Origin of the sequence: Nesterenkonia sp. YGD6 (assembly GCF_022565895.1) — a bacterium.
Taxonomy (GTDB): Bacteria; Actinomycetota; Actinomycetes; order Actinomycetales; family Micrococcaceae; genus Nesterenkonia.
In genome coordinates this window covers 43140-66874 of the sequence record NZ_JAJOYY010000009.1, presented here as the reverse complement: position 1 = coordinate 66874, position 23735 = coordinate 43140, and the positions used below count along the sequence as shown (strand labels likewise).

The following is a 23735-nucleotide window of genomic DNA, read 5'->3' as shown; positions in this document are numbered from 1 at the left end:
GGCGGTACGGTGGGACATGGAGACCTCTTAGATCAGTTGGCTGCGTGTGGTAACCACCAACCTAAGAGGTCTCCGTCCTCTTCTCACGTGTCAACAAGGTCGTGGCTGAGTACACCTAGCCGCTCCCCCAGTTCGGGGTTCTGCCGGGGCTTCCGCATCACGCCGGCCAGATCATCGGCCAGGTGTCATGCGGAGGCCCCGGTCCTCTGTGTTGCGGGACGCTGAGTTTTCCTGCCGGCGGGATCAGCTCCTGCGGCGGAGCTGGAACTGCGCCCCGTGGTGCTCCGTGGGCAGGTGGTCGCCGGCGCCGAAGAGCTTGTTGCGCAATGTGCCCGGGGCATACTCGGTCTTGTAGCGGCCGAGCTTCTGCAGCTCGGGCACCACGTGTTCGACCACGTCCACGAAGGTGCCAGGGGTGATGTGATAAGCCAGGTTGAAGCCGTCCACATCGGTCTCCTCCTGCCATTCGATCAGCTGCTGCGCCGCCGTAGGGCCGCCACCGATGATGACCGGGCCGAAGCCGCCGACACCGACCCATTCGGCCAGCTGCCGGACGGTCCAGACCTCATCCTCCCGACCGGAGGCCTTCTGGAAGGTCTCCACGGTGGACTGGATGGCGTTGGACTTCACGTCGCCGATGGGCTGGTCGAGATCGAACTGGCTCAGGTCGATGCCCATCCAGCCCGACATCAGCACCAGTCCGCCCTCGGCGTCGATGTACTGGGCCAGGTCGTCGTACTTGGCCTGCGCGGCGGCGTCGTCCGGTCCGGTGACGATGGTCTGCATCGCGAAGATCCGCACCGAGTAGGGGTCCCGTCCCGCCTCGGCCACCGACTGGCGGATCTTGGCCACCGAGGCCTTGGCGAGCTCCTTGGTGGGCGGATTGATGAACACCGCCTCGGCGTGCTTGCCGGCGAAGGCCCGGCCGCGGGCGGAGGCCCCGGCCTGGTAGATCACCGGGGTGCGCTGCGGGGAGGGCTCCACCACGCCGATCCCGGGGGTCTTGAAGAACTCCCCGTGGTGCTCGATCCGGTGCACCTTCGCCGGATCGGTGAAGACCCCGGAGGCCTTGTCGGCGAGGACGGCGTCGTCCTCCCAGGATCCTTCGAGCAGCTTGTAGACGACGTCGAGGTACTCATCGGCATGGTCGTAGCGGCGATCGTGCTCCATCTGATCGTCCTGGCCCATGTTCTGCGCGGCCGAGGGCAGGTACCCGGTGACCACGTTCCAGCCCACCCGGCCGCCGGTGAGGTGGTCCAGGGTGCCCAGCCGTCGGGAGAACGGGTAGGGGTGCTCGTAGGCGGTGCCGGCGGTGATGCCGAAGCCCAGATGCTTGGTGACCGCGGCCATCGCCGAGACCAGCAGGAACGGGTCCTGCAGCGGGATCTGCGCCCCGGAGCGCAGCGCGGCCTCCGGGTTCGAGCCGAAGACGTCATAGGGGCCCAGCACATCGGCGATGAACAGTCCGTCGAAGAGGCCTCGCTCGAGGATCTGCGCGACCTCGGTCCAGTACCCGATCGTGTTGTATTCCCGGGCGCGGTCCTCCGGGTGCCGCCACAGCCCCGGGGACTGGTGCACCACGCAGTTCATGTCGAAGGCGTTGAACAGGATCTCGCGCTTGCCGAACTCGGTGGTCGGGTAGGTCATGTGCAGTTCTCCTTGAGGTTCACTTCTATGGTCTGGGTCTCAGTATCAGGACCTGGCCGGTCCTGCGGTCAAGGCCGTCTCACTTCACGGCCCCTGTGGTCAGCCCTTCCACCAGGTGGCGCTGCAGCAGCACCGCGATCGTGAAGATCGGGATCACGGCGAGCAGCGAGGAGGCGGCGATGCGCCCGAAGTCCTGGACACGTTCGCTGAGCATCCCGGCGAGCACCACCGGCACCGTTTGCGAGTCCTGGCTCTGGGTCAGGAACGTCGCGAAGAGGAATTCGTTGTAGTTCAGGATCGCCACGATCACGCCCACGGCGATCAGCGCAGGGGCCAGCACCGGGACGACCACCCGGAAGAGCAGCTGGAACTCCCCCGCGCCGTCGAGCCGGGCGGCCTCCTCGATCTCCACCGGGATCCGGCGGATGAACCCGTCGAGCAGCCAGATGGCCACCGGCACGTTGACCAGCGCGTAGACCAGCGTCAACCCCTCGAGGGTGTTGATCAGCCCGAGCACGCGCAGCAGAGTCAACAGCGGGATGATCGCCACGATGGGAGGAAGCAGCCACGGGCTCAGGATCAGTCCGCTGAGCGCCCGTCCACCGGTGCGGTGCCGGGCGATGGTCCAGGCCCCAGGCAGCGCCAGGGCGAGCGTCAGCAGCGCCCCGGCGAAGGCAGCCGTGAGCGAGTTGAAGATTCCGCGCGGGATCGCGGAGTTCCAGGCGTTGACCCAGTTCTGCCAGGCCGGTTCGGTCGGGAAGAGCAGCCCGGCGGAGATCTGTCCCTGCGTCATCAGCGAGAGCGCCACCAGATAGAGCAGCGGCACCACGACGACGACGGCCGAGAGCGCCACCCAGCCATAGCTGATCGCGGAGGCTCCGAGGCTCCCGCGGCGGGCCCGCGGGCGGGGTGGATCGGCACCGGGAAGCGTCTTGCTGGCGGGTCCTTCAATGATGTCAGTCATGGCGCAACCTCTTTGAGAGAGCAAAGATCGGAACGGTCACGATGGTGACCACCACTGCCAGCAGCAGCGTGATGGCGGCGGCCATGCCGACGTCGAAGTTCTGCAACGCCGCTCGCCAGATCAGATAGGCCGGGACCTGTGTGGAGGATCCGGGCCCTCCGGACGTCATCACGTAGACCAAGTCGAAGACCTTGAAGGCCAGGATGAATCGGATCAGGAAGGCCGCGGCGATGGTGCCGGCCACGGTGGGCAGGGTGACGTGGAAGAACTGCTGCAGCGGGCCGGCGCCGTCGATCTGGGCGGCCTCCAGGATCTCTGGGTCCTGGCCGAGCAGCGCGGTGAAGACCAGGAGCACCACCAGCGGCGTCCACTCCCAGATGTCGGCCACGGCCACTCCGACGATCGCCCAGGTGGGGTCCGAGAGCACCGCGAAGGTGCCCGAGAACGAGGTGAACTGGCGCAGCAGGGTATCGATCAGACCACCCGAGGGACTGAAGATGAAGCCCCAGAGGATACCCACGATCACCGGGGGCACGATTATCGGCAGCAGCAGAACGGTACGCAGGACCGCTCCTGATCGCACGCTGCGCCACAGCGCCACAGCCGTGGCCGTACCCAGGATGGTGCTGGCGGCCGCCACGCCGAAGGCGTAGCCGGTGCCCATCAGCAGCGAGTCCTGCACCGCTGAGTTCGTCGCGGCACTCCTCAGGTTCTCCAGCCCTGTGAACTCCTGGAAGGGTCGCCCCAGACTGGAGCGGGTGAAGGCCGCGGTGGCGATGAACACCAGCGGGTAGAGCGCCAGCACCAGCAGCACCAGGATGCTGGGCGCGATGAACAGGCGGCGCTGCAGCCGCTCGGTGCGGCGACGACGGCGTGGAGCCGCGACGGTCGGTGGAGCCGGAGCGGCGGAGGCCTCGCTCAGCTGAGAGCGTTCGAGCTGGTCAGTCGACAAGGAGCCTCTCCCATTCGCTCTGCACGGTGTCCAGGGTCTCCTGCGCGGAGTCACCCTGCCCTGCCAGGTGGGCGGCGATCTCGTCGGTGAGCACCTGGGCGGCCTCGGTGGCGTTGGTGCCGGTGGGCCAGGCGAGCGCGCCGTCGAGCGTGGACTCGTTGACGTTCTGCAGCTCCGGGAAGTCGGTGCCGTACTGCTCGTCCTCAAGCGAGGTGATCCGGTTCGGGTCGATCCCGGTGGGCGGCAGCGCGGTCAGCAGGGCGGCGTTGACCTCGGCGGTGGAGGCCCAGGTGATGAACTGATTCGCCAGGTCGGTGCGCTCGGTGTTCCCGGCCACCACCCAGCTGAACCCTGCCACCAGGGATGCACGAGGACTCTCTCCGGCCTCGGTGCGCGGCAGGTAGGTCACACCCCATTCATCCGCGACCTCAGAACCGGACTCCGGGTCCTGCGAGCGCACGCCCAGGTCGGTCCAGTTCTCGATGAAGGCGACATTGCCGGCGAACCATGCCGAGTTGCCGGCGCCGAAATCGGTCTCGGCCGGGGTTGGGAGCGCGTCGTCCCAGATGTCCTCCAAGGCCTCCAGCGAGGCGACCGCCTCGGGCGAGTTGATCTGCGGCTGACCTTCCTCATCGAGGAAGTCCCCGCCGAAGCCTGCGAGCCGGTTGGCGAAGCTCGCGCCCAGGATCAAGGGAGACTGCTCCCCGAAGACCGCGGCGCCGTAGACCCCGTCGGCCGATTCGTTCTCGGTGATGGTGCGCACCTGCTCCGCGTACTCGTCCCAGGTGGCCGGCGGCTCGTCAAAGCCGTTGCGCTCAAGGATCGCCTCGTTGTAGAAGAGCGCGTGGATGTCGCCGTCGAACGGAAGCCCGTAGATCTCCTCCCCCACCAGGGTGTAGGGCTCCCAGATGCTCGGGATGAAGTCCTCGACGTCGATCTCCGGGGTGGCTTCCACGTATTCGGTGAGCGGCTGGATGCTGCCGTCGTCGGCGAGGTCGCCCAGCGACACGTACCAGGGAGCCGAGACGTCGTAGGTGTTGGCGCCGGACTGCTGGTCCAGGGTCAGCTGCGATGCGATCTCGTCGTAGGGCACGGTCGTGACGTTGACCTGCACGCCGGTCTCGGCCTCGAACTCCGCGGACAGCCATTCGCCGGCGCCCTCGTGGGAGGCGTTGAGCAGGATGTTGAGCTCATCACCCTGATAGTCCCCGGCGAGCGCGTCACCCTCGGTGTCGGCGCCGGCGTCGGCGGAGCAGGCGGTGAGGCTGAGGGCGGTGAGCACCGCGGCCAGCGGAAGGACCCCGCGGCGCGAGTCACGGCCCGCGACGGGAGCGGTGGGACGGCGGGCCTGGAGGGGTGAACGGTTGTGACGCATTGGCTGTGGTCCTGTTCTGTTCGGCAGTCGGGTCCGCGGCTGCCGGAGGGAGGTGACGGGGATGCGGATGAGCTGGGTGCTTGCAGTGCTGGAGTATCGCGGTCAGTGAATGCAGGTCGCCGCTCAGCGCGAGCTGAGGAAGGCCTCCTTGGGAACCTCGGTGGCTTCGGCGCTGTAGCCGCTGAAGGCTCCGCGATATCCGGCGGCGGGGTGGGTGGGTGGAATCCGGTCGGAGCCGGTGAGTGCGCCGCGCAGGGTGCTGCCGGCCGCGCCGATCTCCTCGGGCCGTCGGGCGAGTCCGCGGTCGCGCAGCTCCGGCAGGATGTGGTCGATGAACTCGTCATAGCTGCCGGGGATGGTGGAGTTGATGACGTTGATCCCATCGATCCCGGCGTCCTGCCAGGCGGCGAGCTCATCGGCGATCTGCTCGGGGGTGCCGACCACGCGGGTGGACTGGGCCCGGAACCGGGCAAGGTCCCGCAGGGTGACCCGCCCGTTCGGCGCCATCTTCTTGATCTCCTCGAGGTGGCCCTGCGCCTGCTCGGTGTGCTCGAGCTCCTGCAGCGGAGCGTCCATGGGCAGGTGGCCCACATCCACGCCGAGGCTTCCGGCGGTGTGCGCGATGAGCGCGTGATCATCGATCGACTCATCCAGTGCGGCGGCCTTGGCCGCCGCCTCTGCTTCGGTGGAGCCCACCACGAAGGAGAGCCCCTGGATGAAGCTCAGGTCCTCGGGCGTCCGGCCGAAGCGGCGAGTCCGCTGTTTCACGTCCTGGGCGTGGGCGGCGGCGATGTCCCGGCGCGGCGCCATCGAGAAGGTCGCTTCCGCATGCTGGGCGGCCACATCGCGGCCGCGGTCCGAGGAGCCGGCCTGGAACAGGAACGGGGTGCGCTGCGGGGAGGGTGAGACCAGGTGGGGGCCTTCCACCGTGTAGCGCCGCCCCGCGTGGTGAATCTTGGCCACCAGGGCGGGATCGGCGTGGAGTCCGCGGCCTCGCTCGTGCTCGGCGGTCTTGTCCTGGATCAGCGCGTCGTCGCCCCAGGACCCTTCCCACAGCTTGTAGCAGACGTCGAGATACTCCTCGGCCCAGGCGTATCGGTCCTCGTGGGCGGCGAGCCCTGCCGCGTCGTAGTTGCGGTGTGCATTCTCCTGCGCGCTGGTCACCACGTTCCAGCCGACCCGTCCCCCGGAGAGGTGATCGAGGGTGGAGAGCTGACGAGCGAAGGTGAACGGATGGGCCTGGATCACCGAGGAGGTCAGCGCCAGACCGATCCGGTCGGTGACCGCGGCCAGGGCGGAGAGCAGGATCAGCGGATCGTTGGAGGGGACCTGAAGCCCGCGGCGAACATGCGAGGCCCACCCGCCCTCGTGGTCGCCATAGAGGCCCACGACGTCGGCGAAGAACGCGATGTCGAAGCCAGCGTCCTCCAGCTTCTTGACCAGGGAGGTCCAGTGGCTGAGCTCGTTGAACCGGTGTTGTTCGGCGTCGTCGCGGCGCCAGGCGCCCCCGATGATGTGGCTGGTGGTGTTCATCAGGAAGGCTGAGAGGATGAGCGGCTTGCGGGCCATGGTGGGACTCCGGTTCACGTGTAGAGGGAGATCGGCTGGAACTCGCCGTTGAGGAAGTGCGCGCCGACTTCGAGCTTCTTGTAGTCCACGGGGTCATGGAGCGAGTGGGTGCGGATATTGCGCCAGTACAGGTCGAAGCCGTGCTTCGACGCGGTGGAGGACGTGCCCGTGGCCTCGAAGATCTGGTGGGCCAGCCGGGTGGTGACCTCGGAGGAGATCACCTTCAGCTCCGCGATCTCGATGGCGAGTTCTCCGCGCAGCTGTGCGGTCACGGCGTTCCCGAGGGCCAGCACGTCCTCGAAGCGTCGGTTGACCTTCTCGGCGAGCGCGGCCACACCGGCGGTGTGCGCCTTGAGCTCCCCGACCAGTCGCTGCACGAACGGGTCATGCCGGTACTTCTCGGCGCTGGAGAGGAACCAGGCGTTCGGCCTGGCGTTGATCAGCTCACGTCCCTTCGCAAGCGCACCCTCGGCGATGCCGAGATAGAGGTTGCCGAAGGCGAGCTGGATCCCCGGGGTCACCAGGGACGAGTAGGGCTCGTCTGAGAGCAGGCCCAGCACGTCGTCCTGGTTCACCGCCACATCGGAATACGTGACCGTGTTCGAGGAGGAGAGCCGCTGGCCGAGGAAGTCCCAGTCATCGATGTATGTCACGCCTTCCCGGCCGTTCTCCAGGACGAAGGCGAGGATGCGTCCCTCGCCGGGGCCAGCTGAGATACGAGCATTGACCAGCAGCACATCGCCGACGGCGGAGCCCGTGGAGTACCGCTTGCGCCCGTTGAGCACGTAGCCGGTCTCGGTGGGGATCAGCATGAGGTCAGGGTCCGTCGGGTTCACCGAGTCGCCCCAGATCCATTGACCCTGGGCGCTCGCGCGGAACCAACGTTCGCGGCCGCTCGGATCCGGCAGCGCGAAGACGATGTTGGCCTCGTTGATGTAGTGGTAGGCCAGCAGCTGGGCGATGGATGCATCGGCCCGGGCCAGGATGCGCACGGCCTCCAACGCCGTGGCCCAGTGCCCGCCTCCCCCGCCGAACTCCTCGGGGATCAGCAGGGTCACCAGCCCGGAGGCCTTGAGCAGCCGGGCCTCGCGATACGGGGTCTCGTTGGCTCGGTCCCGCTCCACGGCGTCCTGGGCGAGGGTCTCTGCAACTTGAGTGGCGATCGCGCTCCAGTGCGCGAGCTCCGCGCCGTCGGCTCCGCGGGTCCAATGAGTGCGGGTTGCTGAAACCCGCGGCACTGCCGGGTCCGACGCCGGGGTTCTGGACGTCGTCGTGTGGGGTGATGTGGCTGGAGCTGATGTGGCGGTGTCTGCGGGGTGTGTCATGTCTTGATCTCCGAGGGTGCGAGTCAGGGTACGGACGTGGTGCGGCTGGGCACAGGGACGCCGTCAGGCGAGTGCAATGGGCCTATGACGTGCGTGTGAAAGAGATGCGGGTGAGTTCTCAGGCGCTCGGCGCGGCGCTGACCGGTGCATCTGGCGGACTGGCCGCGGCAGACTCATTCGCGAGGCCCGGCTCGCCGACGCTCCACAGCCGGACCGGCTCGGTGCCGTTGACCCGGTGGTCCCCGGCGATCCGGGCCTTATAGACCCAGGGGTTGTGGCTGGTGACAGTGCGCGCGTTGCGCCAGTGCCGGTCCAGGCTGCGGGACTGGCTCACCCCGGAGGCACCGAGGACGTCGAAGATCCGGGTGACCGCCTCCAGCACGGGGCGGTGCAGCGCCACCTGCGCGCGGCCAGTGGCGAGCTCCACGGCGTTGGCTGCCTCGATCTGGGCATCCTGGGTGCTGCTTCGTGCGGCGAAGGCGGCATCGAGGCTGGCGGCGGTGGCGAGGACCTGCGCACGCGCCAGCGCCGCCACGGCATCCACCTCTCCGACGGCCTGGAGCAGCTGCGGATCGGTGCGTGGGGTGCGGGTGTTGGCGTGGGAGAAGGTCCTCGAGCGCTCATGCAGCAGCGTTGCGGCGTCCCGTGCCGCGGCCTCGACGACGCCGGCGAGCACGATCAGCAGGAAGTGCTGGTAGAGCGCAGTCTGGTACGGGAAGCGATCGGTCAGTCCGCGCAGCTCCGACTCCTCCACCACGGCGTCGGTCAGCCGCGCGGTGCCGGAGCCGGTGGTGCGCTGTCCGAAGCCGTCCCAGTCGTCGTCGATCTGCACTCCGGGCTGGTCCCGGCGCACCAGCACGGCGAGCTCATTGCCCGCGGCGTCCCGGGCGGTGACGTCGAGCCAGTCCGCGAAGATCGCACCGGTGGTGTAGTACTTCACCCCTGTGACCCTGGGCCCGTCGTCGGTCTGGCTGACCACGGTGCCGGACTGGTGGAAGCCGCCCTTGCCCGGTTCGGTCCAGGCGTTGCCGACCAGCTCCCCTGCGGCCAACCTGGCGAGCCAGCGCTGCACGACGCGCCGGGCATCGGGCCCGGCGTCAGGCGCGGAGTCAGGGGCGGGGTCAGTTCGGGCGTCGCAGCGCCACAGCAGATCCTCCTGGACCGCGAAGTGGCCGCGCAGCACCTGCGGGATGTTGCTGTCCTGGGCGGCGAGCTCCAGGAGGACCTCGGTGGTCTGCACCCAGTCCAAGCCGTATCCACCAGCCGGCTCCGGCACGCGAAGCCGTCCGATGCCACCTGCCACGAGGTCCGTGACCTCATCGCGGGCGAGCTCACGGCTGCGCTCTCGGTCGAGCGCGGAGAGGCCGACACGCTCAATGGCGTCGCGCAGATTCTGGGGCACAGGCAGCTGAATGTTCATTCTTTCCTCCATCGATTCTGGCGGTAGCACCCGGCATGTCCGGGTTGCTGCGACGTCTTCGGGCCAGATCCCTCGGTCGCTCTGGATGGTGATGACGCTAAATATAGAGGGTGTGGGGGCTCATTCGTCAAGTTCGCATGACGCCACATGTCTGAACTCTGCCGCGGGTCATTGCAGAGCCGAGCGATCGATATCCCTGAACTTCTACCCTGCAAATCCGCAGTGCGCCCTAGTTTGTTCATCTGGCGAATCATGAACGCATTCGGTGCCGACCCACGCTGGGAATGTCACATGGCGTCTCACAGTGCGAACAATTCTTGCTGGTCGGCGAGACGACGCGTAGCGTTGAGGTGTCACCATCCCGAGCGGCTGAGAGATCTGGCTCAGAGACGCCGCAGCAACCCGGATTCGCCGGGTGCTAACGCCAGGACCGATGGAGTTGATCTGCATGTCTGTTCCTGCTCGCACCCTTGAGAACCCCACCGCCGCGTCCCGTGTGGACTCCTTTGCGCTGCGCCACGCCCTGGCACAGTTTCCGCAGGGCGTCGTCGCCGTCGGCGCGGAGGTCGATGGGACACCTGAGGCGATCATCGCATCCACCTTCACGGTGGGCGTCTCGCTGGAGCCACCCCTGGTCACCCTGGCGGTGCAGCACGATTCCTCCACCTGGCCGAAGCTTGAGCGCAGCGGCGGCGAACTGGGCATCTCGGTGCTCGGCCGCGATCAGAACGGGCTGTGCAGGCAGATCGCGTCCAAGGACCGCGCCAACCGATTCACCGGGGTGGACTACCAGCTCCACGGCTCGGCGCTGCTGCTCGATGGGGTCCCGATGTGGCTGCGCACCCGGATCTACGACCGGGTCCGCGCCGGGGACCACGACATCATCGTGCTGGAGATCCTGGACCTGGGCTTCACCGAGGGCGCTCCTGGGCTGGTCTTCCACCAGCACGAGTTCAAGACCCTGACCACCCTGAGCTGACCCGAAGGACCCTTGTTGAGCATCCACCCTCGATCCACCGTGCCCGCAGCCGCGGCCACTCCCGAAGACTCGACGCACCGCGACACCCCCGAAACAACACCCTCGTGCAAGGACCAGCGCTCCGCGATCGTGCCCTCGCATCCGTTGAGCGCCGACGTGCACGCCTGGACGGACCCGCAGGACGAGGACCAGCGCATGGCATTCTGGTCCGCGGCGGCCACCCTGTTGGACTGGTCGACCCCGTGGGAGACCACCCACTCCTGGACCCCGCCGAACCCGGTCACCCAGCGCGGCCCGAAGATCGGCTGGTATGAGGGCGGGACGCTCAACGCCGCGGTGAACTGCGTGGACCGCCACGTCGCCGCGGGACGCGGGGAGAAGATCGCGCTGCACTTCGAAGGCGAGCCCGGAGACCGCGAGGACGTCAGCTACGCCGAGCTGGGCCGTCGGGTCAACCAGGCGGCGAACGCGCTGACCAGCATGGGCATCACCCGCGGGGACCGCGTGGTGATCTACCTTCCGGTGCTGGTGGAGACCATCGTGATCACGCTGGCCTGCGCCCGGGTCGGCGCGGTGCACTCGCTGGTCTTCGGCGGATTCTCCGCCGAGGCGCTGAAGTTCCGTGTCGAGGACACCGGGGCGAAGCTGCTGGTCACCACCGATGGTCAGTTCCGCCGCGGCAGGGCCGTGCCGGTGAAGGCCAACGCTGATGCCGCCGTCGCCGAGGCCACCGCCGAGCACGGCGGCAACCTCGAACACGTCCTGGTGATCAACCGCACAGACTCCCCCGTGGCATGGACGCCGGCGCGGGACCTCTGGTGGCACGAGGTGGTCGAGACCGCCTCCCCCGAGCACACCCCGGAGTTCTTCGACGCCGAGACCGAGCTGTTCATCATGTACACCTCCGGGACCACCGGCAAGCCCAAGGGACTCGTCCACACCACCGGCGGCTACCTCACCGGGGCCCTGTACACCTACCTGCGGCTCTTCGCCCACCCTGACCCGGAGCGGCGCACCCAGGACGTCCACTGGTGCACCGCCGACCTGGCCTGGGTCACCGCGCACACCTATGAGATCTACGGCCCGCTGGCCGCCGGCGCCACCCAGGTGATCTTCGAGGGCACGCCGAACACTCCGCATGAGGGCCGCCACTTCGAGATCATCGAACGCCACCAGGTCACCACCTACTACACCGCCCCCACGCTGGTGCGTTCCCTGATGGGCTGGTTCCCCGACGGTGTTCCGGCGCAGTATGACCTCTCCTCGATCCGGCTCGCCGGGACCGTGGGCGAGGCGGTCAACCCCGAGGCCTGGCACTGGATCCGCCGCGAGATCGGCCGCGACACCACCGACGACGCCGGCCGACCGGCGCTTCCCATGGTGGACACCTGGTGGCAGTCCGAATCCGGGTCCACGGTGCTCTCCCCGCGGCCCGAGGACGCCCGGTCGACGCACCCAGGGCTCAAGCCCGGGGCCGCGACCCGTGCACTTCCCGGCTGGGGCGCCGCCGTCGTCGATGAGGCCGGCCAGCAGGTGCCCGCGGGCACGCAGGGCAACATCGTGCTCACCCACACCGGCCCCTCGATGGCCAGGACCGTCTGGGGCAACCCGGAGCGGTACTTCACCTCCTACTGGGAGAAGTACGCGGAGCAGGGATGGTTCCTCGCCGGGGACGGGGCGCGGAAGGACGAGGACGGGGACATCTGGATCCTGGGCCGGATCGATGACGTCATCAACATCTCCGGACACCGGCTCTCCACGATTGAGATCGAATCGGCGCTGATCTCCCACCCCGATGTGGTCGAGGCCGGGGTCTGCCCGGTCTTCGATGCCATGACCGGTCACGCGGCCGTCGCGTTCACCGTGCTGACCACCGCCGCCCGCGAGCGCCTCGACGCCGCGGGGGGTGCGGGCAGCGCGGCCGAGCGGGAGCTGCTCGGGACGCTGCGCAGCCATGTGGGCGAGGTGATCGGCCCGGTGGCCAAACCACGCACGGTGATCCCCGTGCCCGAGGTGCCCAAGACCCGCTCCGGGAAGATCATGCGCCGGCTGCTGACCCAGCTGCATGACGGCGAGACCCTGGGAGACACCACAAGCCTGCAGAATGAACCCTGTGTACCGAAGATCGAAGAGATCTGCCAACGGCGCGGAACCGCGCCGAGAAGAGAAGAGGTAGCTACATGAGCGATCGCCAGTTCGGCTTCCGCACCCGCGCCCTGCACGCCGGGGCCGTCCCCGATGCCGTCCACGGATCGCGTGCTGTGCCCATCCACCAGTCCACCTCCTTCGTGTTCAAGGACACCGACGACGCCGCGAACCTCTTCGCGCTGCAGAAGTACGGGAACATCTACTCCCGGATCGGCAACCCCACCGTCTCGGCGCTGGAGGAGCGCGTCGCGTCGCTGGAGGGCGGCATCGGCGCGGTGGCCACCGCCTCCGGGATGAGTGCTGAGTTCCTGGTCTTCGCCGCACTCTGCGGCTCCGGGGACCACATCGTGGCGAGCTCGAAGCTCTACGGCGGCACGATCACCCAGCTCGACGTCACGCTGCGCCGCTTCGGGATCGAGACCACCTTCGTGGACTCCCTGGAACCGGAGGACTACGAGGCCGCGATGCAGGAGAACACCAAGGTTCTCTACACCGAGGTCGTCGCGAACCCCAGCTCTGACATCGCTGACCTGCGCGGACTCTCAGAGGTCGCGCACAAGCACGGAGTCCCGCTGGTGGTGGACTCCACCCTGACCACCCCGTACCTGATCCGCCCGTTCGAACACGGCGCGGACATCGTGATCCACTCGGTCACCAAGTTCATGGGTGGCCACGGCACCACCCTGGGTGGAGTGATCGTGGAATCCGGCGAGTTCCCCTGGGACAACGGGAACTTCCCCGCGATGACCGAGCCGGTGGCCTCCTACGGCGGGCTCTCCTGGTGGGGCAACTTCGGCGAATACGGCTTCCTGACCAAGCTGCGCGCCGAGCAGCTGCGCGACATCGGACCCTCACTGGGCCCGCAGGCCGCGTTCAACCTCATCCAGGGCATCGAGACCCTGCCGCAGCGTATCGACGAGCACGTCGCCAACGCCCAGAAGGTCGCCGAATGGCTCGAAGCCGATGACCGGGTGGTCTACGTCAACTACGCCGGTCTGCCCTCCCACGCCGATCATGACCGGGCCAAGGAGATGCTGCCCAAGGGTGTGGGCTCGGTGTTCAGCTTCGGCATCCGCGGAGGCCGGGCGACCGGCGCCCGCTTCATCGAGTCCCTGCAGCTGGCCAGCCACCTGGCTAATGTGGGGGATGTGCGCACCTTGATCCTGCACCCAGGATCAACCACCCACCAGCAGCTTTCCCCGGAGCAGATGGCCGCAGCCGGGATCCCGGAGGACCTGATCCGCATCTCGGTCGGCATCGAAGACGTCGATGACATCATCTGGGACCTGGACCAGGCGCTGAGCACCGCAGTCGAAGGAGACAAGTGATGAGCGAGCAGACCCTGCAGCACCACGACGAGGCTACGGCCGAACATCCCCACGGCCGCTGGGAAGCGCCGTCGCCCTCCCGCCGGCTGCAGCTGCTGCGCAGCGCCAAGTCGGTGGCGATCGTGGGCATGTCGGACAAGCCAGCCCGGGCCAGCTACTTCGTGGCGACCTACCTGCTGAGCTCCTCGAGCTACACGGTCTACTTCGTGAATCCGCGACTCAAAGAGGTGCTCGGCCAGCCGGTCTACGCCTCACTGAAGGATCTCCCCGAGGTCCCCGACATCGTGGACATCTTCCGCCGAGCCGAGGATGTTCCCGACATCGCCCAGGAGGCTGCCGAGATCGGCGCCAAGACCATCTGGGCCCAGCTCGGCATCGAGACTGAGCAGGCCATGCAGCTGGCCCAGGACGCCGGGCTCAACGCGGTGCAGAACCGGTGCCTGAAGATCGAGCACGGCCGCTTCCACGGCAACCTTCACCTCGCCGGCTTCAACACCGGTGTCATCTCTGCGAAGCGGCAGATCATCGACCGCTGAGTGAGACACGCTTCGAGGGCGCGGCACTGAGGGACTCCGTCTCCGGGTGCCGCGCCCTCGTCCGTCGGTGCTGCAGCAGCCCGAAGAACAGCGCGAACAGCGCGAAGCTGCCGAAGTGGTTGTAGTTGATGAAGAGGAACTCTGTGGGTGACGCGATCAGGAAGATGACCATCACCATCAGCAGTCCCACACCGGTGCGCGTGTCTGTGCTGCGGGCGTAGAGATACGCCCAGCCGGTGGTGCAGCCCAGCACCAGGATCAGCAGCAGCAGGCCCAGCAGACCCAGGTCGACGCCGGTCTGGATATAGGAGTTGTGGAAGTGCGCGATGGCGTAGTCGTCGAACTGCGGCACATACAGGCTGGGAACTTCACCCTCAGGCGAGTGGAAGTAGCCGGTGAAGCCCCACCCCGTCACCGGCCGTTCGGCGATCGCGCGGTAGCCCCATTCCCAGAGCACCGTGCGTCCGGTCAGCGTCGGATCGCGCCCGATCGCCTCCAGCAGAGGCACCCAGACCTGGTTCAGCACCGCCCCAGCGGCCACGCCCACCGGCACCAGGACGGCGAGCAGGCCTCCCAGCGGGATGCGCGGGACCAACAGCTGGGCAAGCGGCACGATGATCACTGCGGCGCCCGCGAGCAGGACCCCCGTGGCGGAGCCGGCCCAGAGGACGAAGAGGATGAACGCCGCGAGCACCAGCACCCGGCGAAGACCGCGCAGCAGCGTCATGGCCAGGACAGCGCCGGTGGCCCCGTAGAAGCCGGCCATGATGTTGTGCTGGAAGAAGCCGCGGATCGGATCTCCGCCGAGGAGGTTAGCGCGGCCATGCGGATCGATGTACAGCACCTGGTCAACGCCGACGAGAGCGAAGGCCATGCCTGCCAGCACCAGCACGGTCAGCACTCGGAGGAACACCCGGGCAATCTGCTGCAATGAGTATTCGGCGGCCAGCATGCACGCGACGAGGATGTTTCCGGCGGCCATGACTCCATAGACCAGTGAATCCGTTGGAGAGACGGACCAGGCGGCGCTGAGGACCACGAGTCCCCCGATACTCACGGCGATCGTGATCGGCACCGGGCTCAGTGACCGTGAGGTCAGCAGGACCAGCACCGAGATCAGGTGAAGCAGGACCCAGCTTGCGGAGAAGATCGAGTTGTCCACGACGCCACCGGCGGGGTCGTACGAGATCAGGATGACGGCATTCGCCCCGAGGGTGCAGGCGATGTAGACATAGAAGAACCAGGTCCGCAGCGACCTCACCAAGGCACTCCCTGCGCGAGCTTCCGCACCGATCCGTGGATGCGCGCCAGCGACTCCTGGACCTGTTCGGCGGACGCTCGGTAGACCTTCGGGGCATGCCCGTAGGGGTCGAGCACGTCCATGGTGTCCGGATCACGGGGTGGAATCATCCCGCGCTGGGCAGCCGCACGCTCGACTCCCTGGCGCAGCTGGTCCGGCAGCAGCGGCGACGCGAGACCCGAGCGAGGTGAGGGCAGCGGCTGGAACCGATGAGCCGACGCCCGCTCGACACCTTCGAGAAGGTCGGCAAACTCGGTCAGCAGGAATGCCTTGCGTGACGCCCGTGGTGCAGCGCGAACCACCTCACTGCGGTGTTCACGCGCCATGCCCAGGACGAGATCGGCTTCCTCGACCATGGTCGGGGTGAGCTGCCTGGCTGTGTGGCCGGTGGCATCGGCTCCCAGTCTCACGGAGAGCGCTGCCGCCTGCTCATCCATGGGGGCTCCTTCCAAGGCTCGGGTCCCCGCACTGGCGATCACCACCGCCGAGCGCCAGGACTCCCCGGCCTGCGCAACCGCGGCCTGCAACAGCTGCGCAGTCTGGGGCGAGCGGCAGATGTTCCCGGTGCAGACCACCAGGACCCTGAACGGGTCGTCACTGACCGGCATCATCGCGGAACCACCCCCACCTGCTGACGGTATGGAGTGCTGTAGCCGTCGACTGCCTTCGGGGGCAGCATTGTGGGCACCACTCCGAACAGCGTCACGTCCACTATGCGCATCGCCTCGATGGCCTTCTGCAGCTGCGGCTTGTGCACCCTGCCAACCGCCACCACCAGAAGCACTCCGGAACACAGGGCGCCCAGCACGCGGGCGTCGCTGACCGGCAGCAGCGGCGGGGCGTCGAAGATGATGATCTCGTACTCACGCTGAAGCGCCGCGACCAGCTCTTCCATGGCCTCGGAGCCAAGGAGCTCGATGGGATTCGGAGGCACCGTCCCGGCAGGCAGCATCTCCAGGTTATCGGGTCCCCAGAATTGGATGACGTCGGGCAGCTCCACGCGTCCGCTGAGCACATCGGTGAGTCCCACCGCGCCCTCGAGTCCGAGCATCTGGGCGGCCATGGGCCTGCGCAGATCTGCATCGACCAGCAGAACCCGGTGGCCTGCGGCGCGCAGGCTGATGGCGAGGTTGACCGCTACCGATGACTTCCCCTCCGCCTCGATCGAGGAGGTGACGACGAAGCTGCGCGCCGACTGTCCCACGGCCAGGAACTGCAGATTGGTCCCGAGCGTGCTGAAGGATTCGGTCAGCGGACTGCCCACATCTGCCTGGGCTATGAGCCGACCCTTCTGCAGCTCCCGGTCGAACTGCACGCCTCCCAGCACTGCCTGATCGGTGACCTCCGTGATGTCCTGCTCGCTGCGGACCTTCGTGTCGAGGACTTCGCGCAGCGCCAGAATCACGATCCCGATGGCGAAGCCGGCCAGCAGTCCGAGTCCCAGGATGCTGATCGGCTGCGGAAAGCTGGGAGCATCCGGGACGAAAGGTTCTTCCACGGCGGTCAACGTGACGTTTCCGTCACCCTCCGTCGATGTCGTGAGACCCTGGACCACATCATCGAGCGCAGCAGTCATCGACGTCGCGATTGCGGCGGCCCGCTGAGGATCCTCGTCGGCGACGGTGACCTCCAGGATCACCGTGCCGGTCTGCGCGGCCACCGTGATCTGTTCGGCGAGCTCTCGCGGGGTGTCCTCAAGCTCCAGGTCCTCCACCACAGGTCCAAGAACGGCTGAGCTCCGGGCGAGCTCGACGAAGCTCCTTACGAGTTCCTGGCTGTAGATCGACCGCTGGCTCAGGTCGTAGGCCTCAGCATCCTCCACCGCGACGTATATGCGCGTCTCCGCCTCGTAGGTCGCCGGCAGCAGCGCGACCAGCGCGGCCGCGGCACCGACGGTCACGACCACGGCCAGGACCAGGGTCAGCCATCCTCGCTTGAGGACTCGGACATATTGCTGGAGCTCCATTGAGAAACCTGCTCTTGTAGAGAAACGACGGCTACAGACTTAGATTACGGTGCAGAATGCGAATCGAGAAGGGTTTTTCGCGGGAGAAGCCAAGGTCAGTCACGATTTGACAGGTTCGTCCACGGTCTGGCAACCTGTTTTGTCTTGACCCCGCAGAGATGAATGGACTGCAGAAGAAGCGCTTCCCGTGAGCACGGGGCAGCAGGCTCCCCGCAGAGCCCGCCGCGAGCGGCCGCGTGCCGGGTGAGGCATCACGCAGTCGGTGCCGAATCTCGTTGCGGGACGAGACGTAGACCTTCGTCATCGCATTGCGCACATGGAAATCTACGGTGCGCAAGGACAACCCCCAGCGCCTCGATGATCTCCTTGTTTGTCCAGCCGTCAGTGATGAGCACAGCGGCCTGGCGCTCTCACGCCGAGAGCCCCTCCAAGACTTCTGCCCCATCGACAGCGACCTCGGCGCAAGCTTCCTGCGGGGGCGTCTCCACGGATTTCACCGCTGAAGGTCGGAGCGGAGCCGTCTCCTGCGCGCGTGAGATCTAAGGTTCCCAGGGCAAGGAAATTGAACGCCCGAAATACGCGGTGGGCGCCGAAATCCGAGACGTGCTGCGCGGAATGGATCGGCTGAGTGCGCGGTCCGCACCACGAGCAGCATCAAATCTGCTCCAACGTTCCACCACGCCCCGGACTCGCCTCGAAGACGCAACAGGTGCTTCACGACCTGCTTATGACCCGGCTCCACGATGGCCTCCAGGCATGGAATCGCTCTTGCCCGGCCGAGACCAGCACTCCGGATTCCCGGCGCACGGCGGTGATCTCGGCTATCATGGGCTCGGCGTCGTCGCACTGGCTCCGACTGATCGAAATCAAGGCCCAGGTCAGGTTCGCGACAAAGACCCCGGCATCCTCGCATCCGGGGACACTGTCACGGCAGTGGAAAGATCGGCAAAGGCGGCGATGGGGTCACCCAGCTGGCGAGAGATGTCTTCCTCTGCTTCGCGGATCTTCCCGGGCCCCGATGACGCTGAAGGCCGGGGCCTCATTCTTCTGCCTCACCTGAAGGCCTACACGCGATGCTCGGCGGTGTCGCCCCGATCCAACCACGCGACATCTAGACACTATGCCCAGCTACCAAAGACCTTCTGGTCGTCTGAGAAAATAGATCATTGATGGAATCGCATAGATCATGGAATCTGAGAAACGTCGACATATGGCCATCCGCTTCACTGATATCAGTTCCAGTTAACGCGCCAAAAATCTAGTCTTTCTACTAGAAGATACTTGAAACAAGCAACAAGTTACTGCTCCGTATCACACCCTCGAGAGCGCACGATTCGACGAGTCACCAGACTTTCTTCGGAAGACTGCGGACAATCACCCAGAATCCCCCTTGCGCCCCACCTGGTTTCATCCTTATGCGGACGCGTGTACGCATTACCGCCCGGGAGATCTAGTCGGAATGGCCAGCAGCTCTTGTGAGTCATATCACTACACCGCGTTGCGGTTACCTGTAATTTTCCTCAAAACCTTGAATACTGCACTTGATTGTGTTTTAGTTAGGACGTCTAAGCGTCTTGCACCGCTTGGATCTGTCACCAGCAGCGAATGCGCGAGTACTTCGCTCCACCCTTGTCCGTTTACTTTCCCGTCCACTGTGCCGTGGATTCATCCGGTACAGCATGCCTGCGCCCAGGAGATCATCCATGACTGCAACACCCCCTGCCTCACGCCCAGAAACCTTCGAATCCCAGACCCGCGCTCACTCACGCCGCCGCAAGATCAAAGCCGTCGTCGCCGCAGGCACCGTCCTCGGCATCGGCGCCGTGGCCACCCTCGCGACCTGGAACGACTCAGAATTCGCCCAAGGCCTGTTCGGCGCCGGGTCGTACAGCGTGGAGAGCTCCAACAATGGCGAGAGCTTCGGCAACCATGGTTCCAAAAATCGTGCCGCAACCCTCAGCTTCGGGGACCTGAACGCAGCCAACGCAGCCCCCGGTGATGAGTTCGCGGCCGAATTCTGGCTGCGCACCACCCCCGAAAGCACCTATGCCGGTCGGATCACCCAGATCAATCTTGTAGATGACTCTGCAGAAGGCCAGTACGAGAACTTCCGCGACGTGGAGGTATGGCATGTGGACGAAGGCAGCAGCTGCACCACTGGCACCGTTCAGGGCACCGTCGTTGCCAGTGGTGATCACCTCGGCGATCTGACCAGCGCGATCAACGGGGGGATCCCCCTGAGCTACAAGAATGAGGCGGCAGGGGACGCGGTTCAGCTGTGCTTCCAGGCCACAGCAACTGACTCCGAGACCGACGGCGTGCCTGACCTGCGCAGCGGAGTCGAAGCGCGCGCCACCTGGTCAATCGAGACTGAGTCGACCCACGAAGACTGATTGTTCACATCACGTAAGCTCAATGAATGAAGACTGTCCCAGCCGGCGATCACCACGATCGGCAGCTACGCACGCGCAGTGCACGTCTCGCGAAACTGCGAGCCCTGCTGGCGAGCGGCAGCGTTCTGGGTCTGGGCGCGTTCGCCACGGTGGCATCCTGGACGGATCAACAGGATGCCACCGGCACGCTGACCGCGGGGGAGTTCGTACTGACCAGTTCGACCAATGGTGAAGACTTCTCTCAGTACAGCCCCGATGCCCCGGCTCCACTGTTCATCGATGCCGCAGAAGTGGACATGATCCCTGGATCTCCGGTCTACGCCCTGCTGAGCGTGAGCACTGATGAGGGTTCGGTCGGCGGCGCAGTCGCCCTGCTGGCTCACCCGGACAACATCACGGGACTGGGCGCGCACCTGACCTACGGAGTCCAGCGGCTCCCCCCGAGTCCGGCCGGCCCCCCTTCCTGCAATGCCGACAGCTTCACAGCCAGTGAGACTGCGGTCGTCCCGCTCGGGTCATCCTTGGCCGATGGCGGCGGTCCGGGCAGTGAACAGGCACTTCAGGCACAGGGGTCCGACCAGGTCGACTTCTGCTTCGCCATCACTCTGCCGCCCGAGATCAGCCCCAGCCCCGACGCGACCTCAGTGGAGGCCTCGTGGGAGCTGGCAGGAACCGCGAATGGAACTGGCAGCAACCAATGACATCGAACCCCCGCATGCTCAGCGCCTGGGCCGCGATCCTCGGCGTGGCCGCGCTGGCTCTGGCCTCCGTGCACCATCCGGCCGAGCTCACCGAAGCGTCCTGGACCGACTCCGAATATGCGGCGGCAGAGCTGCGCTATGAAGCTCCTGAGCCTGAGGAGACGGAGGAGCCCCCGGAATCTGACGCGCCCACCGAGCCAGAGGATCCCTCCGAGGCCGAAGACCCTGCTGATCCGTCGGAACCCGAAGACCCCCGAGACCCCGAAGACCCCGACTCCTCCCCAAACCCAGAAGACCCAGATGAGGGCGAACCAGAGACCCCCGACGTTCCCATCGCAGACGGTGGCGCCGAGGTGGATCAAGCCCGCGTCGACGAGATCAACACACTCCCCGCCCTGCAACCCAAGAATGACCTCGCCGCAATGGGGCTGACCTTCCAGACCACCTCGGTGACCCCCCTCGGAGGACGCACACTCGACTTCTGCCACGACTCCACAATCAGCAACTCCTCTGAAGAGCCCGTGGAATGGGAGCTTGAGTTCGACACATCTCAGGCACCGCTCTGGGGCTGGACTCCCTACGCCACATCGGGGGAACCACGCTTCCAGACCCAGGGAAACCCTCGACAGGGGGCCTTCACCGGCGATTTCGATACAACCTCATCGATCTGGAGCATTCGCGGGCAAGACTTCAGATCTGACGCTCGGCAGTCTTGGCTCGGTGACACTCGCACCATTGAGCCCGGGGCCGATATGGCACTCCGCTTCTGCACGCTGCGCGATTCCGTGCCATACCCCGAGGTTGACACAGCGCTGTTCACCTGGGACTTGAGCAATGATGGCGGATGGTCACTTGGCATCAGCGCAGACGTGCAGACTCCAGTGGAGACGTACATTCCCTGGGCGATCACCATAGATCTGTCCCAGATCGTCTGCCCCGAGTTCCTGGACGACGCGACCCTCCGCTGGCAGGGCGGCGAGGTGACTGCCCTGGATGATTCCGGGCATCGGTTCTCCTACAGACTTTCCCAAAACGATGAGTTCGACCTCATTCGCGCCGATGCACCGGTCCAACGGGGCATCGTTCGCGTCCAGCTGCCCGGTCGATCCGCGGGCGCCAACCTGCAGCCCAACTGCTGATGGGCGTCCAGCGCTTCATGAAACGCGCCCTCCACCTTCTGGGCGAACTCTTCCTGTGGCTGGCTGCGGTCCTCGGCGGAATCTCGATCCTGCTGGTCGTCCTCGGGTGGGCCATGAACATCTCACTGATCATGTTCCGCACCGGGTCGATGGAACCGACGATCCCCACCGGAGCTGTCGCCGTCGTCCAGGAGATCTCAGCCGAGGAGGTGGAGGTCGGCGACATCCTGACGGTCGACCGAGACGACCAGCTTCCAGTGACGCACCGTGTGACGAGCATCGAACCCGGAGCCGGGTCCGCCGAGCGCGTCATCCGCATGCAGGGAGACGCCAACGAGACGGAGGATCCTCACCCGTACACGATCACCGAAGCGCGACTCTCGCTGTTCCACATCCCGCACATCGCCAACGCGGTCCACCAGCTCAACAACCCCTACCTGCTGGGTCTGATCACGGTCGTGGCGGCGGCTGGCGTGGGCTGGACCTTCTGGCCCCGAGAAGAACATCGACCGCGCAGCTCCGCTGCGCCTTCCCCTGCTCCCGCCTCACCGCCTCCACGGCACCGGCCGCGCCATACCTCAGTGGAGTGACGCTGACCGGTCTGGCTCAGTCCTCGATCAAGTCGTGGATCGCGATCACCTGGTCGCGGCCAGGCCCCACGCCCACGCCCGAGATCCGGCAGCCGCTGAGCTTCTCCAGCGCGAGCACGTAGTTCCGTGCGTTCTCCGGGAGGTCCTCCAGCGTGCGGGCGCCGGAGATGTCCTCGGTCCAGCCGGGGTAGTTCTCGAAGACCGGCTTCGCGTGGTGGAACTCGGTCTGGGTCATCGGCATCTCGTCCTGACGGACGCCGTCGACCTCGTAGGCCACGCAGACCGGGATCTCTTCGATGCCGGTGAGCACGTCGAGCTTGGTCAGGAAGAAGTCGGTGAAGCCGTTGATGCGGGAGGCGTAGCGCGCCATCACCGCGTCGTACCAGCCGCAGCGCCGCGGGCGTCCGGTGTTGACGCCGAACTCGCCGCCGGTCTTCTGCAGGTACTCGCCCCACTCGTCGAAGAGCTCGGTCGGGAACGGGCCGGCACCGACGCGTGTGGTGTAAGCCTTGACGATGCCGATGGAGCGCGTGATCCGGGTCGGCCCGATGCCGGACCCGACGGACGCGCCGCCCGCGGTCGGGTTGGAGGAGGTCACGAACGGGTAGGTGCCGTGGTCGACGTCGAGGTAGGTCGCCTGACCACCCTCCATCAGTACCACTTCGCCGCGGTCCAGCGCGTCGTTGAGCAGGATGGTGGTGTCCACGACCATGGGCCGCAGTCGCTCGGCGAAGTCCAGGAAGTACTCGGCGATCTCATCGACCGCGATGGCTCGGCGGTTGTAGAGCTTGACCAGGAGCTCGTTCTTCTGCCGCAGCGCCCCTTCGATCTTCTGCCGCAGGATCGACTCGTCAAAGATGTCCTGGACCCGAATGCCGAGGCGGGCGACCTTGTCCATGTACGTGGGACCGATGCCGCGACCGGTGGTGCCGATGGCGCGCTTTCCGAGGAACCGCTCGGTGACCTTGTCCATGGTCTGGTGATAGGGCGCGACGAGGTGCGCATTGGCCGAGATCTTCAGCTTCGAGGTGTCGGCGCCGCGCGCCTCGAGGCCATCGATCTCGTGGAAGAGCGCCTCCAGGTTCACGACGACGCCGTTTCCGATCACCGGCACGGCGTTCGGGGAGAGTATCCCGGCCGGAAGGAGCTTGAGCTCGAACTTCTCGCCGCCGACGACGACGGTGTGACCTGCGTTGTTGCCGCCATTGGGCTTCACCACGTAGTCGACCCGGGAACCGAGCAGGTCCGTGGCTTTGCCCTTACCTTCGTCGCCCCACTGGGCTCCGACGATCACAATGGCTGGCATGGCAGTCCTTTCCCGAGCTGAGCTGGTCTGGGAGCACCCGCAACCGCAAAGGCGTCCTTGTAGATCCTACCAACGTCGACCGAAACCAGGATTGGTC

At 66.3% G+C, this 23735-nt stretch carries 19 protein-coding genes and 2 riboswitches; of the genes, 8 read left to right on the top strand and 11 right to left on the bottom strand.

What is annotated here, in order from left to right:
- Positions 1-243: 243 nt before the first annotated feature.
- From LTI14_RS12685 to LTI14_RS12655, 7 genes are all read right to left on the bottom strand, one after another.
- A complete protein-coding gene (locus tag LTI14_RS12685; RefSeq protein ID WP_241476726.1) occupies positions 244-1647 on the bottom strand; it encodes an LLM class flavin-dependent oxidoreductase in 1404 nt (467 codons plus the stop codon).
- Between the two features lie 79 nt (positions 1648-1726).
- Positions 1727-2611 (bottom strand): carbohydrate ABC transporter permease, encoded by an 885-nt coding sequence (locus tag LTI14_RS12680; protein WP_241476725.1) that lies wholly within the window; start codon positions 2609-2611, stop codon positions 1727-1729.
- Positions 2604-3563, bottom strand: a complete 960-nt coding sequence (locus tag LTI14_RS12675) for a carbohydrate ABC transporter permease (RefSeq protein ID WP_241476724.1) — start codon at positions 3561-3563, stop codon at positions 2604-2606. Before LTI14_RS12675 ends, LTI14_RS12680 begins: the two co-directional genes overlap by 8 nt.
- Positions 3553-4938 carry an ABC transporter substrate-binding protein gene (locus LTI14_RS12670; protein ID WP_241476723.1) on the bottom strand — a complete coding sequence of 462 codons (1386 nt, stop codon included), beginning with the start codon at positions 4936-4938 and terminating at the stop codon, positions 3553-3555. The genes LTI14_RS12675 and LTI14_RS12670 overlap by 11 nt, the downstream gene beginning before the upstream one ends.
- A 123-nt stretch (positions 4939-5061) precedes the next feature.
- Complete coding sequence (locus LTI14_RS12665; protein ID WP_241476722.1) at positions 5062-6507, bottom strand: NtaA/DmoA family FMN-dependent monooxygenase; 1446 nt, start codon at positions 6505-6507, stop codon at positions 5062-5064.
- A gap of 14 nt (positions 6508-6521) precedes the next feature.
- The gene (locus LTI14_RS12660; protein ID WP_241476721.1) at positions 6522-7832 is read right to left on the bottom strand and encodes an acyl-CoA dehydrogenase family protein; all 1311 of its coding nucleotides are present in this window, start codon (positions 7830-7832) and stop codon (positions 6522-6524) included.
- Between the two features lie 118 nt (positions 7833-7950).
- A complete protein-coding gene (locus LTI14_RS12655) occupies positions 7951-9252 on the bottom strand; it encodes an acyl-CoA dehydrogenase family protein (RefSeq protein ID WP_241476720.1) in 1302 nt (433 codons plus the stop codon).
- A 5-nt stretch (positions 9253-9257) separates the two neighbouring features.
- A riboswitch (SAM riboswitch) is annotated at positions 9258-9344 on the bottom strand.
- A 261-nt stretch (positions 9345-9605) separates the two neighbouring features.
- A riboswitch (SAM riboswitch) is annotated at positions 9606-9692 on the top strand.
- Positions 9693-9700: 8 nt separating this feature from the next.
- Between LTI14_RS12655 and LTI14_RS12650 the strand changes: the two genes are divergently transcribed.
- The 4 genes from LTI14_RS12650 to LTI14_RS12635 all read left to right on the top strand — a co-directional run bounded on the left by LTI14_RS12650 (position 9701) and on the right by LTI14_RS12635 (position 14243).
- A complete protein-coding gene (locus LTI14_RS12650; protein ID WP_241463613.1) occupies positions 9701-10231 on the top strand; it encodes a flavin reductase family protein in 531 nt (176 codons plus the stop codon).
- A 144-nt stretch (positions 10232-10375) separates the two neighbouring features.
- A complete protein-coding gene (gene acs, locus LTI14_RS12645; RefSeq protein WP_274616169.1) occupies positions 10376-12415 on the top strand; it encodes an acetate--CoA ligase in 2040 nt (679 codons plus the stop codon).
- Positions 12412-13707 carry an O-acetylhomoserine aminocarboxypropyltransferase/cysteine synthase family protein gene (locus tag LTI14_RS12640; RefSeq protein WP_241463612.1) on the top strand — a complete coding sequence of 432 codons (1296 nt, stop codon included), beginning with the start codon at positions 12412-12414 and terminating at the stop codon, positions 13705-13707. The genes acs and LTI14_RS12640 overlap by 4 nt, the downstream gene beginning before the upstream one ends.
- Positions 13707-14243 (top strand): CoA-binding protein, encoded by a 537-nt coding sequence (locus LTI14_RS12635; protein ID WP_241463611.1) that lies wholly within the window; start codon positions 13707-13709, stop codon positions 14241-14243. Before LTI14_RS12640 ends, LTI14_RS12635 begins: the two co-directional genes overlap by 1 nt.
- Here the strand turns inward: LTI14_RS12635 and LTI14_RS12630 are convergent.
- The 3 genes from LTI14_RS12630 to LTI14_RS12620 are packed head-to-tail and all read right to left on the bottom strand — an operon-like array spanning position 14230 to position 17509.
- Positions 14230-15504, bottom strand: coding sequence for an O-antigen ligase family protein (locus tag LTI14_RS12630; RefSeq protein WP_241463610.1), 1275 nt, complete (start codon positions 15502-15504; stop codon positions 14230-14232). The genes LTI14_RS12635 and LTI14_RS12630 overlap by 14 nt on opposite strands.
- Entirely contained in the window at positions 15501-16154 is a 654-nt protein-coding gene (locus LTI14_RS12625; RefSeq protein ID WP_241463609.1) for an arsenate reductase/protein-tyrosine-phosphatase family protein, read from the bottom strand. Before LTI14_RS12625 ends, LTI14_RS12630 begins: the two co-directional genes overlap by 4 nt.
- Entirely contained in the window at positions 16151-17509 is a 1359-nt protein-coding gene (locus tag LTI14_RS12620) for a polysaccharide biosynthesis tyrosine autokinase (RefSeq protein WP_241470308.1), read from the bottom strand. The genes LTI14_RS12625 and LTI14_RS12620 overlap by 4 nt, the downstream gene beginning before the upstream one ends.
- A 1703-nt stretch (positions 17510-19212) precedes the next feature.
- Between LTI14_RS12620 and LTI14_RS12615 the strand changes: the two genes are divergently transcribed.
- The 4 genes from LTI14_RS12615 to LTI14_RS12600 are packed head-to-tail and all read left to right on the top strand — an operon-like array spanning position 19213 to position 22332.
- Positions 19213-19902 carry a SipW-dependent-type signal peptide-containing protein gene (locus LTI14_RS12615; RefSeq protein WP_241476719.1) on the top strand — a complete coding sequence of 230 codons (690 nt, stop codon included), beginning with the start codon at positions 19213-19215 and terminating at the stop codon, positions 19900-19902.
- Between the two features lie 26 nt (positions 19903-19928).
- Positions 19929-20603, top strand: coding sequence for a SipW-dependent-type signal peptide-containing protein (locus LTI14_RS12610; protein WP_241476718.1), 675 nt, complete (start codon positions 19929-19931; stop codon positions 20601-20603).
- Complete coding sequence (locus LTI14_RS12605) at positions 20600-21742, top strand: hypothetical protein (RefSeq protein ID WP_241476717.1); 1143 nt, start codon at positions 20600-20602, stop codon at positions 21740-21742. Before LTI14_RS12610 ends, LTI14_RS12605 begins: the two co-directional genes overlap by 4 nt.
- A 17-nt stretch (positions 21743-21759) precedes the next feature.
- Positions 21760-22332: a signal peptidase I gene (locus LTI14_RS12600; RefSeq protein ID WP_241476716.1), complete on the top strand. Its 573-nt coding sequence runs from the start codon at positions 21760-21762 to the stop codon at positions 22330-22332.
- Between the two features lie 16 nt (positions 22333-22348).
- Here LTI14_RS12600 and LTI14_RS12595 read toward each other — a convergent pair whose 3' ends face one another.
- On the bottom strand, positions 22349-23638 hold the full coding sequence (locus LTI14_RS12595) for an adenylosuccinate synthase (protein WP_241463603.1): 1290 nt from the start codon (positions 23636-23638) through the stop codon (positions 22349-22351).
- Positions 23639-23735: the final 97 nt, after the last annotated feature.